The sequence below is a fragment of the Clostridium pascui genome, from assembly GCF_016908015.1.
GTDB lineage: Bacteria > Bacillota > Clostridia > Clostridiales > Clostridiaceae > Clostridium_AK > Clostridium_AK pascui.
Map to the genome: position 1 here is coordinate 269387 of NZ_JAFBDB010000003.1, position 17620 is coordinate 287006.

The following is a 17620-nucleotide window of genomic DNA, read 5'->3' on the forward strand; positions in this document are numbered from 1 at the left end:
GGTACTTTTAGAAAATATGAACTAATTCATGTCCTTCATACTTAAAGATATTCTCTTTCTCTTTTCATCTACTTCTAATATCTTTACTTGAACGATATCCCCCACCTTAACTATATCTAAAGGATGCTTTACAAAGTTATCAGAAAGCTGACTTATATGAACTAATCCATCTTGATGCACTCCTATATCTACAAAGGCACCAAAGTCTGCTACGTTTCTTACTGTCCCCATAAGCATCATTCCTGGTTTTAGCTGATTTATATCAATGACTCCAGTTTTAAGTATTGGCTTAGGTAATTCTTCTCTTGGATCTCTTCCTGGTTTTTTAAGTTCCTTTATTATATCAGTTAAAGTAGGTGCTCCTATGCTTAATTTTTCTGCTAAAGTTTCTATTCCCATAACTTCTGCTCTTTTGTCTATATCTTGAAGTCTTTTGCACTTTAAGTCATCTTCAGTATAATTAAGAAGTTTTAAAAGATTTTTTGCTTCATCATATGATTCTGGATGCACAGCGGTATTGTCTAGAGCTTCCTTACTTTCTAACACCCTTAAAAATCCTGCACATTGCTCAAAAGCCTTAGCTCCAAGCCTTTTTACCTTTAAAAGCTCCTTTCTACTTTTGAACTTACCATTTTCCTCTCTATAAGCCACTATATTTTGTGCTATTGATGAATTCACTCCTGAAATATAGGATAAAAGTGATGGAGTAGCCACATTTAAATCAACACCTACATTATTAACACAATCTTCTACTGTTCCCTTTAGAGATTCATCTAGTTTTTTAGCAGTTACATCATGCTGATACTGCCCTACCCCTATGGATTTAGGATCTATTTTTACAAGTTCTGCTAGTGGATCTTGTAGTCTTCTTCCTATAGATATAGCTCCTCTTATAGAAACATCTAAATCTGGATATTCCTTTGCTGCAAGCTCTGACGCAGAGTATACTGACGCACCTGCTTCAGAAACTATTACATAGTACAAATCCTTGCCCTTTTCTTCTTTTACTTCCTTTATAAGTCTTCCTATAACTTCTTCGGACTCTCTGCTTGCAGTACCATTTCCTAAGGAGATTACATCTACATTATGTTTATATACAAGTTCCTTTAAAACTCTTATGGAGCCTTCCACATCATTTTGAGGTGCAGTAGCATAAACTGTAGCCTTTTCTAAAAACTTTCCCGTATCATCTAAAACTGATACTTTACATCCTGTTCTAAATCCAGGGTCATAGCCTAGAACTACCTTACCCTTTATAGGAGCTTGCATAAGAAGTGCCTTTAAATTAGCTTTAAATATATTTATTGCTCCTTCTTCTCCCTTACTTGTAAGGTCTGACCTTATTTCTCTTTCTATAGAAGGATATATAAGTCTTTTCAAGGAATCTTCTACACTGTGTTGAAGATATGTATCTGTATTGATATTCCCTTTTAAAACTCTGCCTTTTAAATACTCAATTATTTTATCTTGGTCAACTGTAACCTTGACAGATAAAATCTTTTCTTTTTCTCCTCTATTTATTGCAAGTATTCTATGAGATGGTATATTTCTCACAGCTTCCTTATATTCGTAATACATTTCATAAGGAGTTGGCTCGTTACTTTCTCCCTTAGTTTCTATAAAACCTTCTCTAGTCACTAAACTTCTTATCCACTTTCTATATTCAGCCTCATCAGATATTACTTCACTTATTATATCCTCAGCACCTTGGAATGCTTCTTCTACTGAATTTACTCCCTTTTCCTCATCTATAAACTCTGATGCATATTTACTTATATCCTCTTTAAATTCTCCACTTAATATAGCCTCAGCTAGTGGCTTTAATCCCTTTTCCTCAGCTATGGTTGCACGGGTTCTCTTTTTAGCTTTAAATGGTCTATATATATCCTCAACTTCTGTTAAAGTTTCACACTTTATAACGCTTTGTCTAAGCTCTTCTGTAAGCTTTCCCTGTTCCCCTATGATTCTAATAACATCTTCTTTTCTATTTTCTAAGTTCGTTAAATAATTAAGTCTTTCATAAAGTTCTCTAAGTACAGTATCACTTAATCCACCTGTTGCTTCTTTTCTATATCTAGCTATAAAAGGAATAGTGTTTCCTTCATCTAATAATCCTACTACGCTTTTCACTTGACTTAAATTTATATTAAGTTCCTTTGAAAGTCTCTCATGAATATTACTCATATATATTCCTCCGCTTCTTATTTATCTAACTTATTGGCTGTAAACCTTATTAAATATAAGTTTTCCACTAAAGGTATAATACCCACTTAAATTTAATATATTTCTATGGAAATACTTTATTTAATAAGGAGAATTTATGTTTAAGAAATTCCTATATTATTGTACCACATTATTCCTTATTGTTTTCTATTTTAGCTTTAATTTATTCATCAACATAAAACCCTTTGAAAGCTACAATGTACTTAAAACAATAGAAACGCTATCCTCTGACAAGTATAAAGGACGACTTGCTGGTACTCTGGAAAATACAGAAGCAGCCGCCTTTGTAAAAGAACAGTTTCAGAAAAATAATTTGGTTCCATTTTACGATAATTACTATCAATTTTTTAATGTTAAGTATCCAATGAAAGTAGAAGGAATGCCTATTCTAAGGGTTATAACCACAAAAGGAGATGTTCTAAAAGAATATTCTTACGGAACTGACTACAAAGAGGATTTATTAAATTTCAATGAAAATAAGGTTGTATTCTCAAAAAATGAATCCTTTTTTAAGGATGATTTTATCAAAGTTGATAATGGAAGTACAAATGTAGTATTTTATGTACCAGAAGGAGATAACCTTTCCTTTAGGAGCTCCTTTATGCATGATGCTCCCATGGATATGTATATAATAATTACCTCTTCTACAAAGAAGGATTTAGAAAGATATATTGGCCTTGGATATATGGTTGAATGTTTTATTCCCCTTGAAGTTAAACAAGCTTCCATCCCAAATGTAGTTGCAAAAATAGAAGGTAAAAAACCTAATTATTCTCCAATAGTTTTAGGCGCACACTTTGATCACTTAGGTAATGATTTAAATGGAAGTTTATATGGAGGTGCTTTAGATAATGCCTCTGGAATAGCTTTTATAATCGAAATGAGTAAATATTTAAATTCACTTGGAGTTCCTGAAAAGGATATAACATTTGTAGGGTTTAATGCTGAAGAATTTGGTCTATTGGGTTCTGCAGAGTTTGTAAAAAAATATAAGCCCATACTTACAGAAAGCAAGGTATTTAACTTTGATATGATTGGAACTAACAATTCAGCTCCTCTTTGCATACTAGCAGGGCAAAAGGACTCTGTAAATGACCCCTTTGTAAAATCCATTGCAAACACTTGTACTAAAACTAAAACACACTTTAACTATTTATTTGAAGATTCCAGCGACCATGCTTCCTTTAGAAATGAAAATATAAATGCAATAACTTTTATAGATAATGATACCACAAGAATTCATACTCCTAATGACAAAGCAACATTTATAAGCACTAAAAGTATTGATAGATGCTTCAACGTAGCATCTAAAGAAGTTATAAAATATGCCTTCAGCAACAACCCACTATACTTGTACTATAAACAACTTGCAATAGCCTCTGCTGTTTTGATAATTATATGCTTTCTTATCTTTTCAAAAGTTAATAGAAAGAAGAATAACTCACTTTAGTCTTGCTACTATTAGCTAATCTTCAATCACTAGTCGCTAAATTTAAGTAATTACTGACACTTAGCGACTAGTGATTAGGGACTAGAGGCTTTTTAGGTATTCATTTATAAATAAATCTATTTCCCCATCCATTACAGCACTTACATTGCTGGTTTCAGCTAAAGTTCTATGATCTTTTACTAAGCTATATGGGTGAAATACATAGGATCTTATTTGGCTTCCCCAACCTATATCCTTAAGTTCTCCAGTCAAATCTTCTATTCTTTCTTTGTGTGCAGCTTCCTTAAGTTCAATAAGCTTTGCCTTAAGCATCTTTAATGCTGTTTCACGATTTGAGTGTTGGCTTCTTTCATTTTGGCATTGAACTACTATACCCGTAGGCATATGGGTAATTCTTATTGCGGATTCTGTTTTATTTACATGCTGTCCACCAGCTCCCCCAGACCTATAAGTATCTACTTTTAAATCATCAGGATTTATATCTATATCCTGATTTTCAGTAAGCTCTGGAAGTACTTCAAGGGATGCAAAGGATGTTTGTCTCTTACCATTTGCATTAAAGGGTGATATTCTTACAAGTCTGTGTATACCCTTTTCTGCCTTTAAATATCCATAAGCAAAGTCACCTATTATATTTAACGTAACGCCTTTAATCCCAGCTTCATCTCCTGGTAAAAAGTCAATGGTTTCTACTTTAAATCCCTTTTTCTCTGCCCATCTTGTATACATTCTAAGAAGCATTTCAGTCCATTCCTGTGCATCTGTACCTCCAACTCCTGCGTGAAGAGTAATGATTGCATTATTTCTATCATATTCTCCTGAAAGCATTGTCTCTATTCTAAGATTTTCTATTTCTTCATTTAAGTTAAATATTTCTTTTAATATAGCCTTAACTTCAGATCCATCCTCTTCCTCTGTAATTATGTCTATAAATTCTTCACTATCTTGAACTCTAGTGTTTAAGTCATTGAATTTTCCTATTCTATCTTTAAGAAACTTTTCTTCTTGAGTTATTTGCTGTGCCTTATTTAAATCCTGCCAAAAATCTGGCTCTTGCATTATATTATGAAGTTCCTCTATTCTCGATTGAAGTTTTGGGATGTCAAAGTGAACCACCTATTTCTTTTAAAGTGTTCTGCATCTTTACCAAATCCTCTTTAGCTTCTACTAATTTTATAAGCACCTTAAACTTCACCCCTTTATAATTTTATTTATTGTATAGCACAATGGAGAAGTAGTAATAACATCTTCTCCATTCAAACAACACTTATATTAGACTTTAATTACGCTTCTCTTCCACAGCAATTTTTATATTTTTTGCCGCTTCCACATGGACACAAGTCATTTCTTCCTACTTTATGTTCCTTTTTTACAGGTTCTTTTTTTGCTCCATCTCCACCTTCATAGTTAGTAGCAGTCTCCTTTGCTACTCGCTCTCTTTCAGGAGCGCTTTGAATTTGAACATGGAATAAATATTTTACAGTATCTACTTTAATACCATAAATCATTTCATCAAACATTTCACTTCCTTCAAACTGATAAGCTTGAACTGGATCCTGCTGCTTATACGCTCTAAGTCCCATACCTTGTTTTAAGTGATCCATGTTATCTATATGATCTATCCATTTGGTATCAACAACTCTTAATATTATAACTCTTTCTATTTCTCTCATTTGTTCGGAAGTAAAGTCTTCTTCCTTTTCTGCATACATATTTTCAGCTATAGTTAAAAGTTTTTCCTTTATTTCTTCATGAGATAGTACAGATAGCTGTTCAACTTTTACATAATCCTTTGGTAAATATATATCTTCAAGATAATCTATAAGCTTTGCTATATCAGCTTCAAGTTCATCCTCTACTCCTGAAATATGTGAATCCACTGCAGCGTATATGACTTCTCTTATCATTTGCTGAACTTGGTCCTTTAAGTCCTCACCCTCTAAAACTTCAGAACGCTGTTTATATATTATTTCTCTTTGTTTATTTATAACATCATCATACTGAATAAGAGTTTTTCTAACATCAAAGTTATTTCCTTCTACCTTCTTTTGAGCATTTTCTATAGCTCCGCTAACCATTTTGCTTTCTATTGCTTCATCATCACCTAGCCCTAATTTTTCAACTATTCCCTTTAACTTATCAGATCCAAATATTCTCATAAGATCATCTTCTAAGGATACAAAAAATCTTGATTCACCTGGATCTCCTTGACGACCTGAACGTCCTCTCAACTGATTATCTATTCTTCTAGATTCATGTCTTTCTGTACCTATTATCTTAAGTCCGCCAGCTTCTGTTACTCCTTCACCAAGCTTAATATCAGTACCACGACCTGCCATATTTGTTGCAATAGTCACCATGCCATATTCACCAGCATGCGCTACTATTTCAGCTTCCTTTTCATGATATTTAGCATTAAGTACTTGATGTGGAACTCCCTTCTTCTTTAGCATTTCAGAAATAAGCTCAGACTTTTCAATACTTACAGTACCTACAAGTGTTGGTTGGCCCTTTTTATGTGTTTCTATTATTTCCTCTACTATAGCCTTATATTTACCTTTTGCAGTTTTATAAATCACATCTGGCTGATCTTTTCTTATAACTGGTTTATGAGTTGGTACTACTATAACATCTAATCCATATATTTCTCTAAACTCATTTTCTTCTGTTAACGCTGTACCTGTCATACCAGAAAGCTTTTTGAATATTCTAAAGTAATTTTGGTAGGTTATCGTAGCTAAAGTTTTAGATTCTCTTTCTACTTTAACCCCTTCCTTTGCTTCTATCGCTTGATGAAGACCGTCACTATATCTTCTTCCTTCCATTACTCTTCCTGTAAACTCATCAACTATCACTACTTCATCATCTTTTACTATATAGTCCTTTTCCTTCTTCATCATATAGTTAGCCTTTAATGCCTGAACTACATGATGTTGAACTTCCATATTTTCTGGATCTGCATAGTTTTCTAATCTAAAGTATCTCTCAGCCTTTTCTATACCTTCATCAGTAAGTATTACTGAATTCGCCTTTTCATCTGTAGTAAAGTCTTTTTCTTTTACTAAGGACTTAGCAAAATAATCTGCTACCTTATAAAACTCTGTGGATTTCTCTCCTTGACCAGAAATTATAAGTGGTGTTCTAGCCTCATCTATAAGTATTGAGTCAACTTCATCCACTATAGCAAAATTAAGTGGTCTTTGAACTCTTTCTTCTTTATATATAACCATGTTATCTCTTAAATAATCAAATCCGAATTCACTGTTTGTTCCATATGTAATATCTGAATTATATGCTTCTTGTCTCTCTGATGGTTCTAATTCATGCAAAATAACTCCTACCTTAAGTCCTAAAAACTCATAAACAGGATTCATTATGTCCCTATCTCTTTTTGCAAGATAATCATTTACCGTAACAACATGTACGCCCTTACCTGATAGTGCATTTAAGTATGCAGGTAGAGTTGCAACTAGGGTCTTACCTTCACCAGTCTTCATTTCTGCTATTCTTCCCTGATGGAGAACAATTCCTCCCATAAGCTGTTCTCTATAATGTTTAAGCCCTATGGTTCTCCATGAAGCTTCCCTAACTACTGCAAAAGCTTCTACAAGAATATCATCTAAAGTTTCTCCATTAGCTACTCTTTCTTTGAATTCTAATGTCTTATTTTTTAACTCTTCATCACTTAATACTTTTATTTTTTCATCTAATTCATCTATCTTATCAACTATAGGTACTATTCTTTTTAATTCCCTGTCACTGTAACTCCCAAATATCTTTTCCAGTAAACCCATATTCTTTCATCCTCGCTATATAAAATATTTATTGTATACCTTATAGATTATAACACCTAATTTATTTGTATTCAACTTATTGTGGTTTTTGTTCATTCTAAATTCTTATTTCTATTATCTTAGAAATATAAGATAATTAATACAAAAAAACTCTATAACTAAAATATTTACTTTTTAATTTATCTACACTCCAAATTAAAATAGAGGGATTTCTCCCTCTATTTTACTATCTTTCTGGTTCTATTAAACCATAATCTCCATCTTTTCTCTTATAGATTACATTTACTTTTCCATTATCGTCACTTTCAAACACATAGAAATTATGTCCTAAAAGCTCCATTTGAAGCACAGCCTCTTCTGCAGACATTGGTTTCATTGCAAATCTCTTTGTTCTTACTATGGCTGGTTCTGAAGTATCCATATATTGATCTTCAAAGCTTGAAATATACTGAAATCTTAAAGAATCTCCATTATTTCTTCTTTGAAGTTTTGTTTTTTGCTTTCTTATTTGTCTTTCTAATTTATCTAATACTAAATCTATAGATGCATACATATCATCGCTAGTTTCTTCTCCCCTTAATATAACTCCATTGAAAGGTATTGTAACTTCGATAGTATGATCATTCTTATAAACACTTAGTGTAGCAGCTACCTCAACATTTGGACTAAAATACTTACTAAGTTTGTCCAACTTCTTTTCCACTATACTTTTCAAAGCATTTGTAAGTTCTATGTTTTTCCCTTTTATAGTTACTCTCATTATCTTCAGCCCCTCTCTTTAACTCTTAATAGAGTAATGTCTTGTTGTTAATTCTATTTTAATACGAATCGCAACAAATAACAAGTGGAATTTTTAGAATTTACAAAATATTAAATTAAATTTCAAATTCCAACAAAGTTTCCACAAAAAAATAAAATCTTATTGCTTAAAAACAATAAGATTTTTATATTAAGTTAGCTGACCTGATCTTTGACCCCACACTCGCCTGCTGGAGCTTTTGCTACCCAGAATTACCCTCTCACTACTTACACTCTCGTTAAGATACAAAGCGTATCTCTTCGGCAGGACTTACTTCTAAGCCGCACCATGATCATTAAACATTTTATTTAATTTACGTGGATCGTTTTGCCTGCGACTGGCATCGACTTTCAACCACAGACCTAACTCAATATAATAAAATTATACCTTACTTTTTGCTGCAGTCAAGATATTAATTTTTTCCACTCCAGATTTTATTAGTTCATACGAGCAAAAATATGCCGTAGACCCTGTAGTAAGCACGTCATCCACCAACAATACCTTTTTATTTTTTATCATATGAGATTTCTTAACTTTAAAACAATCCCTCATGTTTTCCCATCTCTGTTTTTTACTTAATCCTATTTGATCCTTAGTTTCCTTTGTTTTTATAAGACAGTGCGCCACAGGTATGTTAAGTTCCTTACTTAATAAATTACACAAAAACTTGCTTTGATTATATCCCCTAGACTTTAATGATCTTTTAGTCATAGGAACATAAGTAATAAAATCTATATCGTAATTTAAATTCTTTATTCTATCCCTCATATAAAAGGCTATTACTTTTCCACTTTGAAAATCACTTTTATATTTAAGTCTTCTTATAAGTTCCATCATAGTTCCTGTATAGTATGCGACACTATAGCAATTTATAAGCTTATCTAAACATCTCATGGTATAAACATTATGAGACAAAACTATATGCTTCTTGCATTGATCACATAGGCCAATTTTGTCTAGATAGCTTTCACATATTATACATTGAGACTTATTATCATATATAACTTCAAAAATACATTCCTTAATAAATTCTAATAACTTAAGAAACCCATATCCCATGCTTCTTTATTAAAACTCCTTGCTAACTCTTTAGCCTTATCCATATCCTCAGTTTCTTCATTTGATACATATATAACTTCCTTAAAATTTGATTCATAAGAATTTATAACTCCACAAAAGTGAAATAATTTTTTATAATCATATAACTTATAATCTGCGAAAAATACCATTAGATTTGTGTTCGCAAAATACGTAGGTATATTTTCAAAGGTATATGTTATAAGAACCGCGCTTTTCACCTTAGCAAATTTTAAAAAACTTTTTTCTTTTCCCTCTTCCCAAGAACATAGCACACCCTTATTTAATTTTTTACAGTAAAATCTTATATAACTAGCTACCTTCAATCCCTTTTCTAGATCAGGTATATATATTACTACCTTTCTCTCCTCATAAAGTGACCATTTTAAATAATCATATATTATATATGGTATATCTTCTTCCAAGTTTATCTTAGTAGTTATAGTTCTAGGTTCAACGATAGGATGAGGCCATTCACTTACAGGTATAATTATTTCCCTTTTTCCTTTAAATATACTTTCTACTCCGCAGTATATAAATTTACCTTCATGCTTACTCATCCTTGCCATTATGTCTATGATTTCATATGAAGTATGATGCGGAAATGCTCTAGTATCATCAAATATAACTAAGTCAAAATCTCTCATGATTTCCAATGCATTAGCAGCCTTAGCTATGATAAATTTGCTTTTGAGTTTAATATCTCCTCGCCTCAAATAACTATATCCTCTAAAACTGCTATTCTTTTTTATTTTTTCTAGAATATCTACATATTCTTCATCTTCATTACTTATATACAATATGCTTTTCCCTTTATTCATATAATCCAAAATACTATATATGAATATATCTGTAGATGCACAGGGAATGGTTATAATATTCAAAAATTGTTCATTTGAATATAACCATCTTTCTATCAATTGAGATGCTTTTTTTCTTTTTTCTCTTATTACAGCATTTTTAGTACTCATATACTTCACTCCATCACTAATCTTCTATAGCATTTTCTAAAACATTAGTTATTCTCCATTTTAGCAAAGAATATCTTTCAAAACTTCTATTATTATCTATCATAAATTTCATAGCCTTTATTGAGCCTACTAGAACTACTAACTTCTTTGCACGAGTTATTCCTGTATAAAGCAAATTCCTATTCATAAGCATTGGAGGTCCCATAAACATAGGTATAATAACCACTGGAAACTCACTACCTTGGCTTTTATGTATGGTTACAGCATATGCTAAATCTATCTCATCTAAATAAGTATCTTCATAAACCACTTTTCTTTCTTCATCAAATATTATGCTTAAAGTGTTCTCTTCCTCATTTATTTCATCTATATATCCTACATCTCCATTAAACACTCCTACCCCTTCTTCTTCCCCATCACCTTTAATTCTCTTCCATTTCAAAGAATAGTTATTCTTTATCTGCATTACCTTATCTCCAACTCTAAGCACATTATCTCTAGATTTCTTTTCATTTTTCCACTTTGCAGGCGGATTTAATACTTCTTGAAGTCCCTTATTAAGATTTTCTACTCCCAATATACCCTTCCTCATTGGTGTAAGTATCTGTATATGTTTTTGTTTATCCCATTCCTTATTAAACTTTGGTAACCTTTCACTTATAAGTGCCATTAATATATCCGATGTAGATGAGCTTTCTTCGCTATTTATAAAATAAAAATCCTTATCCCTTCCATTTAGCAAGGGCATTTCTCCATTATTTATTTTATGCGCGTTTACAGTTATCATGCTCTGCGCAGACTGCCTAAAGATATCTTTAAGCCTGATTACCTTAACACAATTACTATCAATTAAATCTCTAAGTACATTTCCTGGCCCAACTGATGGGAGCTGATCCACATCCCCAACAATTATAATCCTAGTCCCAAGCGCTATAGATTTAAGAAGATTATTCATAAGCATTATATCTATCATGGATGCCTCATCTATAATTACCGCGTCACATTCTAGCGGAGTTTCTTCTGTTCTTGAAAACATCATGTCTTCATCTTCTCCTGCACCCATTTCTAAAAGCCTATGAATAGTTTTTGCTTCTTTCCCTGTAGCTTCCGTCATTCTCTTTGCAGCTCTGCCAGTAGGTGCCCCCATAAAAACCCTAAGTCCATGTTTTTCAAATATATATGTAATGCAATTTATTATAGTTGTTTTTCCTGTCCCTGGCCCCCCCGTTATAATTTCTACTCCATTAGCTACTGCACCCTTTATAGCTTCTATTTGAGAAGACGCAAAAGATATATCTCTCTCCTGCTCAAACTCCATTATTTCTTCATCTACATTCAGCTCCAACTCATCATATTTAGCTATAGATAAGGTCAGTATTTTCTTTGTTACCCCAAGCTCACAATAATAATACGGAATAGTAAATATACATTCTTTATTGTTCACCGTTTCTACTTTTATTTTTCCATGAAATGCACTCTGCATTATTCCTTCTTTTATATTTTCATCACTTACTCCTAATATATCTCTTCCTTCATTTAAGAGTCTTTCTACAGGCATATAAGTATTTCCCAACGCACAAAATTGATTTATTATATAATTTATTCCACTCTCTATTCTAAAGGATGAATTCAAATCTATTCCTAAACTTCTTGCAATCTTATCCGCAGTTTTAAATCCTATTCCTGAAATTTCTTCTGTTAATATATATGGATTTTCCTTTACAATTTTTACAGAATCAGCTTTAAATCTTTTATATATTTTCACACATTGATTAGGAGTAACTCCATAACTTTGAAAAAACATCATTACAGTTCTTAATTCCTTTTGTTTACCATAAGACTCATATATAATAGCTATCTTTTTTTCTCCTACACCTTCTATTCCCCTTAACTTCTCTATATCATTTTCTAATATATTTAAAGATTCTTCTCCAAACTTCTCCACTATTTTTTTAGCAGTGACAGGCCCTATCCCAGCTATTACTCCTGATGCTAAATATCTTTCTATACCACTTACAGAATCGGGTACCATTTCCTCACAACTTTCAACCTTAAACTGTTCTCCAAATTGAGGATGAACCGCCCACTGTCCTTTAAGCTTTAAACCCTGTCCTTCACTAATGTAGGGAATGCATCCAACAAAGGTTGTATAATAACTTTTATTATCTTTTAGTCTTGCTACTACATAACCATTTTCATCATTTTTAAATATTATCGAATCTACAATTCCCTGTATTTCTTCCATATAATCTTCTCCTGTTCTACTTAATACTATAAGGCGATATTTATAATATAATTATAACATAATTATATTGATTAAATAAAAAAACCCCCTTCATGAATTGAAGGGAGTTTTTACTACTATAAATATTTCTTTATTTCTTCTACCTTATTAAGTTTTTCCCATGGTAAATCTAAGTCATTTCTTCCGAAATGTCCATATGCTGCAACTTGTTTATAAATAGGTCTTCTAAGATCAAGATCTCTAATTATTGCACCTGGTCTTAAATCAAATACATTATTTATTATTTCAATAATTTTATCATGTTCAACTTTGTTAGTTCCAAAGGTTTCCACCTCTATTGATACTGGGTGCGCAACACCTATAGCATAAGCTAGTTCTATTTCAAGCTTATCAGCTATTCCAGCAGCTACCAAGTTCTTAGCAACCCATCTAGCTGCATAAGCTGCAGATCTATCAACCTTTGTTGGATCTTTTCCTGAGAAAGCTCCACCACCATGTCTTCCATACCCACCATAAGTATCAACTATAATTTTTCTTCCTGTAAGTCCAGTATCTCCTTGTGGACCTCCAACAACAAACTTACCAGTTGGATTTATATAATATTTGGTTTTTTCATCGAGTAATTCATCTGGAATAACGGCTTTTATAACATGATCCATTAAATCCTTATTAATCTGCTCCTGTGTCACTTCAGGTCCATGTTGAGTAGAAATAACGATTGCATCTATTCTCACTGGTCTATCATCTTCATATTCAACTGTAACCTGAGTTTTTCCATCCGGTCTTAGATAATCTAATGTCTCATTTTTTCTAACTTCTGTTAGTCTTCTTGATAATCTATGAGCCATTGCTATTGGCATCGGCATAAACTCTGGCGTTTCAGTAGCTGCATAACCAAACATCATACCTTGATCTCCTGCACCAACAGACTCAACCTCATCCTTACTAGCACCTCTTGATTCTAATGCGTCATCAACTCCCATTGCAATATCAGGAGATTGTTCATCTATTGAAGTCAACACTGAACAAGTATCAGCATCAAAGCCATACTTAGCTCTTGTATATCCTATTTCTCTCACTGTCTCTCTAACAACTTTAGGAATATCAACATAACATGATGTTGTTATCTCTCCCATAACCATAACCATTCCTGTTGTAGCCGTAGTTTCACATGCAACTCTTGCCTTAGAATCTTGAGCCAATATAGCATCTAATACAGCATCAGAAATTTGGTCACAAATTTTATCTGGATGTCCTTCAGTAACGGATTCTGATGTGAATAATCTTCTCATTTTTGCACCTCCAATGAAAAATATAATATGTAAAATAAAAAAACCTCTTCGATAAGAAGAGGCTTAATTTGCATTCCTCTCTTATCTCGCAGAACAAACCTGCAGGAATTGGCACCTTGGTACAAAGTACTTGGTTGCCGGGTTTCATAGGGCCCTTTCCCTCCACCTCTCTTGATAAGAGTTTTCTATTAAATTCACTAGCATATATTAGCACAATAATAATCTTGTGTCAATATCAAGTTTAATTGTTATGTATGGTATGATCGACAATTTATAGGCTATTAAGCAAATGAATATAAAAAAAGACACCTTTTGGTGTCTTTGGTGGAGGAAGATGGATTCGAACCATCGAAGTCACTGACAACAGATTTACAGTCTGCCCCCTTTGGCCGCTCGGGAATTCCTCCATATAATGGAGCTGGCAATAGGAATCGAACCTACAACCTGCTGATTACAAGTCAGCTGCTCTACCGTTGAGCCATGCCAGCATATGGATATATTAAATTGTTGTGGTGGAGGAAGATGGATTCGAACCATCGAAGTCACTGACAACAGATTTACAGTCTGCCCCCTTTGGCCGCTCGGGAATTCCTCCATTATAAGATTCATAACTTATTCGCCAAGTTAATAACCTTATTATTAAATTATCTCAGTGCGTTTCCGCACTTAATAACTTCAACATGGATTAGTATACAATCTTATGGACTAAATTTCAAATCCAATATAAGACCATTAAACAAGTCCTTCTTTAATATACTCCTTTTTATTCTCATTTACTCCACCTTAAGCCATTATTTTATTATATTTATCATATTTTTTATAGTTAGTTTAGCTAATAAAAATTAACATTATCTAAAAAACATCTTTTTTCTTTTAATATTTATACCACAACTCTCATATAAATTATTAAGGGAGGTGTAACTATTGAATAAAGCTAGAACTCATTTTAACGATTCTTTAGGATATTACGAAATTGGAGAGTTTATAAAAAATTATTTTATGAAAGACACTATAATAGTATGTATAGGTACAGATAGATGTATAGGGGATTGTCTTGGTCCATTAGTTGGCACTCTACTTAAAGATAAAAATTTCCCTCTTCCAGTATTCGGAACAATATCTGATCCTATACACGCTTTAAATTTAGATAGAAAATTATATGAAATAAATTTACTTCACCCTAATGCAAATATAATAGGCATCGATGCATGTCTTGGCGATGAAGATAATGTAGGAGAAATACAAGCTAGGGATTATCCAATCCATCCTGGAAAGGGCGTAGGTAAAACCCTCCCTCTTGTAGGAAAGTCTTCCATAATAGGAATTGTAGACTCAACTGATGCTAATGTATTTAACAATAACAATATACGTCTTAGTTTGATTTTTAATATGTCCAAAGTAATCTGCGACGCCTTATTTCATGCTTATCATTTAAGCTCCAACACTTTATCAGATATAAAAGACTGCCTTCTATAAAAAAATAAGTGCTTTCGCTTATATTTAATAAGACGAAAGCACTTATTATACTTTTATTCCACTAAAGCATATCATTATAATAATGATATATCATCTCCAGAAAAGGATCCATCCAATTTGTCCAAATAATCTAAGAACTTACCTGTGCCCATTGCTACACAAGAAACAGAATCCTCTACAATACAAACCGGTACTTTTGTAACATCCTGAATTAATTTATCAAGACCATTTAGGAGGGCTCCCCCTCCAGTCATAACTATTCCTTTATCTGCTATATCTGCAGCTAATTCAGGTGGAGTCTTTTCTAAGACTGAATGCGTACATTCTGCAATAGAATTTACAGTTTCGCTTAGGGCTTGCCTCATTTCTTCTGAGGAAACATTTATATTTTTAGGAAGACCAGACACCAAGTCCCTTCCTCTTATTTCCATACTAACTTCTTCTTCTCTTACATATGCTGATCCTATATTAATTTTTAAATCTTCAGCAGTTCTTTCTCCTATCATAAGCTTGTGTTTCTTTCTTACATATCTTATAATAGCTTCATCAAAAGTATCTCCTGCAACTTTTATAGAAGATCTTACTACTATTCCTCCAAGAGAAATAACAGCAATATCTGTCGTTCCCCCACCTATATCTATTACCATATTTCCACTGGCCTTAGTGATATCTACACCTGCTCCAATGGCTGCAGCTAAAGGTTCCTCTATCAAAAACACCTTCTTTGCACCAGCATTCTTAGCAGCATCAATAACGGCCCTTTTTTCTACTCCTGTAGCTTCACAAGGTATACAAACCACAACTCGGGGGGAAACCATTTTTTTCTTTCCACAGGCTTTCCTTAAAAAATGTTCTAACATTTTTTCTGTTAAATCATAATCAGAAATAACTCCATCTCTCAAGGGTCTAATAGCTACAATATTACCAGGAGTTCTACCGATCATTTGCCTAGCTTCCTCCCCTACAGCTAAGACTCTATTATTAGTTTTATCTATAGCTACTACTGAAGGTTCTTTCAAAATAACTCCTTTACCCTTTGCATAAACCAGTACTGTAGCTGTACCAAGATCTATACCCATATCTGTACCCATTTTAAAAAACATCCCTATTATCTCCACCTACTCTTTCCATAACATTTTTGCAACAAAAATGCAATTTCATATATTTTACGACATAGTTTTATTATAATCGGAATGTTTTTATCCTTCAATAGCTTTATACTTCATTTTAGTGGCTTTTCCACCTCTTATATGTCTTTCTGCTTTATTATAATCCAAAATAATTTTGGCTTCTTCTGCTATTTGAGGATTTATTTTAGGCAACCTTTCTGTCATATCTTTGTGTATAGTACTTTTACTAACACCAAATACCTTAGCTGTTTTTCTAATTGTTGCTTTTGAACTTATAATATAATTTGCTACTTCAAGAACTCTTTCTTCAATGTAGTCTTTCAAGGTGGTACCTCCTTAACCCTTCTATATTTATAAATATGCTTATTCATATACTTAAATTACATCTGTCTGGCCATTTTCCGTAACATGAACGAAAAATGGCCTGAAGTTTAGTATTTTATATACTTATCTGGATTTACAAAATCTTTATCTTTTAATACTGCAAAATGCAAATGATCTCCATAGGCTTCATACATGGATCTTAAAGTTGTTCTTCCTACAACTCCAAGTTTATCTCCTTTTTTAACCACTTTTCCTGCTGATATACTTACCTTTGAATCTAAATTTGAATATACTGTTTTTAGTCCATTTTGATGATCTACTATTACTTGAATACCATCTACTGTATCATTTTTTACAGATTCAACTTTTCCATCTAATACTGCTACAACAGGCTTTCCTAATTCACATTTAATATCTATACCAAAGTTAGGTCTGTAGCTATTGGTGGATTTCCAAAATACAGGTTCTTCAGAATATTGTCTTCCTATAATTCCTTCTACAGGTTTTCCAAACTTAGTATCTGCTGTTTTAGATACTGTAGCAGTTTTTTCAGTACTTTTTACCTCTTTATTTACCTTTGTTTCTGTGTTAGTTGGCTTTTTTACTTGTTCTGCATTGTCATAATCTGTATAGGGCTTTTCAGCAACCTGTGCTGTATCCTTTTTCTTCTCTTGCTCCACCACCGATGTATTATTTCGTTCAATTTTAGCCTGCCTATTATCTCTTGTAGTTACAACAGCTACTGTAGCAAGTATGCATAGGCATAAAAACAGTACAACGTAAAATCCCTCCCTCTTAAAAAAGTTAAAAATTTTACTAAAGTTTTTATTTTTCATATC

The 17620-nt window shown here is 32.7% G+C and carries 13 protein-coding genes, 3 tRNA genes and 1 riboswitch; of the genes, 2 read left to right on the plus strand and 14 right to left on the minus strand.

Annotated elements, in window-relative coordinates:
• Positions 1 to 21: 21 nt before the first annotated feature.
• Positions 22 to 2184 (minus strand): Tex family protein, encoded by a 2163-nt coding sequence (locus tag JOC70_RS10025; protein WP_204598754.1) that lies wholly within the window; start codon positions 2182 to 2184, stop codon positions 22 to 24.
• A gap of 136 nt (positions 2185 to 2320) precedes the next feature.
• Between JOC70_RS10025 and JOC70_RS10030 the strand changes: the two genes are divergently transcribed.
• Positions 2321 to 3673 carry a M28 family metallopeptidase gene (locus JOC70_RS10030; protein WP_204598755.1) on the plus strand — a complete coding sequence of 451 codons (1353 nt, stop codon included), beginning with the start codon at positions 2321 to 2323 and terminating at the stop codon, positions 3671 to 3673.
• An 81-nt stretch (positions 3674 to 3754) separates the two neighbouring features.
• Here JOC70_RS10030 and prfB read toward each other — a convergent pair.
• The 10 genes from prfB to JOC70_RS10080 form a co-directional block, all read right to left on the minus strand.
• Positions 3755 to 4856 (minus strand): peptide chain release factor 2 gene (gene prfB / locus JOC70_RS10035; RefSeq protein ID WP_204598756.1). Its coding sequence is split into 2 segments (ribosomal slippage): positions 3755 to 4777 and positions 4779 to 4856, totalling 1101 coding nucleotides; the frame shifts between segments, so codons are not numbered across the junction.
• A 100-nt stretch (positions 4857 to 4956) separates the two neighbouring features.
• Entirely contained in the window at positions 4957 to 7467 is a 2511-nt protein-coding gene (secA, locus tag JOC70_RS10040) for a preprotein translocase subunit SecA (RefSeq protein WP_204598757.1), read from the minus strand.
• Between the two features lie 226 nt (positions 7468 to 7693).
• The gene (hpf, locus tag JOC70_RS10045; protein ID WP_204598758.1) at positions 7694 to 8227 is read right to left on the minus strand and encodes a ribosome hibernation-promoting factor, HPF/YfiA family; all 534 of its coding nucleotides are present in this window, start codon (positions 8225 to 8227) and stop codon (positions 7694 to 7696) included.
• Between the two features lie 420 nt (positions 8228 to 8647).
• Positions 8648 to 9325 carry a ComF family protein gene (locus JOC70_RS10050; RefSeq protein WP_204598759.1) on the minus strand — a complete coding sequence of 226 codons (678 nt, stop codon included), beginning with the start codon at positions 9323 to 9325 and terminating at the stop codon, positions 8648 to 8650.
• Entirely contained in the window at positions 9298 to 10314 is a 1017-nt protein-coding gene (locus JOC70_RS10055; protein WP_204598760.1) for a hypothetical protein, read from the minus strand. The genes JOC70_RS10050 and JOC70_RS10055 overlap by 28 nt, the downstream gene beginning before the upstream one ends.
• Before the next feature lie 16 nt (positions 10315 to 10330).
• Complete coding sequence (gene recD2 / locus JOC70_RS10060; RefSeq protein ID WP_204598761.1) at positions 10331 to 12559, minus strand: SF1B family DNA helicase RecD2; 2229 nt, start codon at positions 12557 to 12559, stop codon at positions 10331 to 10333.
• A 116-nt stretch (positions 12560 to 12675) separates the two neighbouring features.
• Complete coding sequence (metK, locus tag JOC70_RS10065; protein WP_204598762.1) at positions 12676 to 13851, minus strand: methionine adenosyltransferase; 1176 nt, start codon at positions 13849 to 13851, stop codon at positions 12676 to 12678.
• Between the two features lie 78 nt (positions 13852 to 13929).
• A riboswitch (SAM riboswitch) is annotated at positions 13930 to 14032 on the minus strand.
• Between the two features lie 141 nt (positions 14033 to 14173).
• Positions 14174 to 14258 (minus strand) — tRNA-Tyr (locus JOC70_RS10070).
• Between the two features lie 6 nt (positions 14259 to 14264).
• Positions 14265 to 14339: transfer RNA gene (locus JOC70_RS10075), tRNA-Thr, on the minus strand.
• A 22-nt stretch (positions 14340 to 14361) separates the two neighbouring features.
• Positions 14362 to 14446, minus strand: a tRNA-Tyr gene (locus tag JOC70_RS10080).
• Positions 14447 to 14775: 329 nt separating this feature from the next.
• Between JOC70_RS10080 and yyaC the strand changes: the two genes are divergently transcribed.
• Positions 14776 to 15327: a spore protease YyaC gene (gene yyaC / locus JOC70_RS10085; protein WP_204598763.1), complete on the plus strand. Its 552-nt coding sequence runs from the start codon at positions 14776 to 14778 to the stop codon at positions 15325 to 15327.
• A 74-nt stretch (positions 15328 to 15401) separates the two neighbouring features.
• Here yyaC and mreB read toward each other — a convergent pair whose 3' ends face one another.
• From mreB to JOC70_RS10100, 3 genes are all read right to left on the minus strand, one after another.
• Positions 15402 to 16430: a rod shape-determining protein gene (mreB, locus tag JOC70_RS10090; RefSeq protein WP_204598764.1), complete on the minus strand. Its 1029-nt coding sequence runs from the start codon at positions 16428 to 16430 to the stop codon at positions 15402 to 15404.
• Between the two features lie 96 nt (positions 16431 to 16526).
• Positions 16527 to 16781: a sporulation transcriptional regulator SpoIIID gene (spoIIID, locus tag JOC70_RS10095; RefSeq protein WP_035304740.1), complete on the minus strand. Its 255-nt coding sequence runs from the start codon at positions 16779 to 16781 to the stop codon at positions 16527 to 16529.
• Positions 16782 to 16888: 107 nt separating this feature from the next.
• On the minus strand, positions 16889 to 17617 hold the full coding sequence (locus JOC70_RS10100; RefSeq protein ID WP_204598765.1) for a M23 family metallopeptidase: 729 nt from the start codon (positions 17615 to 17617) through the stop codon (positions 16889 to 16891).
• Between the last annotated feature and the right edge of the window lie 3 nt (positions 17618 to 17620).

Bases quoted from the DNA above. Each gene is read 5' to 3' on its own strand.
- JOC70_RS10055 (WP_204598760.1), bottom strand. From the start codon at position 10,314: ATGAGTACTAAAAATGCTGTAATAAGAGAAAAAAGAAAAAAAGCATCT.
- recD2 (WP_204598761.1), bottom strand. From the start codon at position 12,559: ATGGAAGAAATACAGGGAATTGTAGATTCGATAATATTTAAAAATGAT.
- hpf (WP_204598758.1), bottom strand. From the start codon at position 8,227: ATGAGAGTAACTATAAAAGGGAAAAACATAGAACTTACAAATGCTTTG.
- metK (WP_204598762.1), bottom strand. From the start codon at position 13,851: ATGAGAAGATTATTCACATCAGAATCCGTTACTGAAGGACATCCAGAT.
- JOC70_RS10050 (WP_204598759.1), bottom strand. From the start codon at position 9,325: ATGGGATATGGGTTTCTTAAGTTATTAGAATTTATTAAGGAATGTATT.
- secA (WP_204598757.1), bottom strand. From the start codon at position 7,467: ATGGGTTTACTGGAAAAGATATTTGGGAGTTACAGTGACAGGGAATTA.
- JOC70_RS10030 (WP_204598755.1), top strand. From the start codon at position 2,321: ATGTTTAAGAAATTCCTATATTATTGTACCACATTATTCCTTATTGTT.
- JOC70_RS10100 (WP_204598765.1), bottom strand. From the start codon at position 17,617: ATGAAAAATAAAAACTTTAGTAAAATTTTTAACTTTTTTAAGAGGGAG.
- JOC70_RS10025 (WP_204598754.1), bottom strand. From the start codon at position 2,184: ATGAGTAATATTCATGAGAGACTTTCAAAGGAACTTAATATAAATTTA.
- mreB (WP_204598764.1), bottom strand. From the start codon at position 16,430: ATGTTTTTTAAAATGGGTACAGATATGGGTATAGATCTTGGTACAGCT.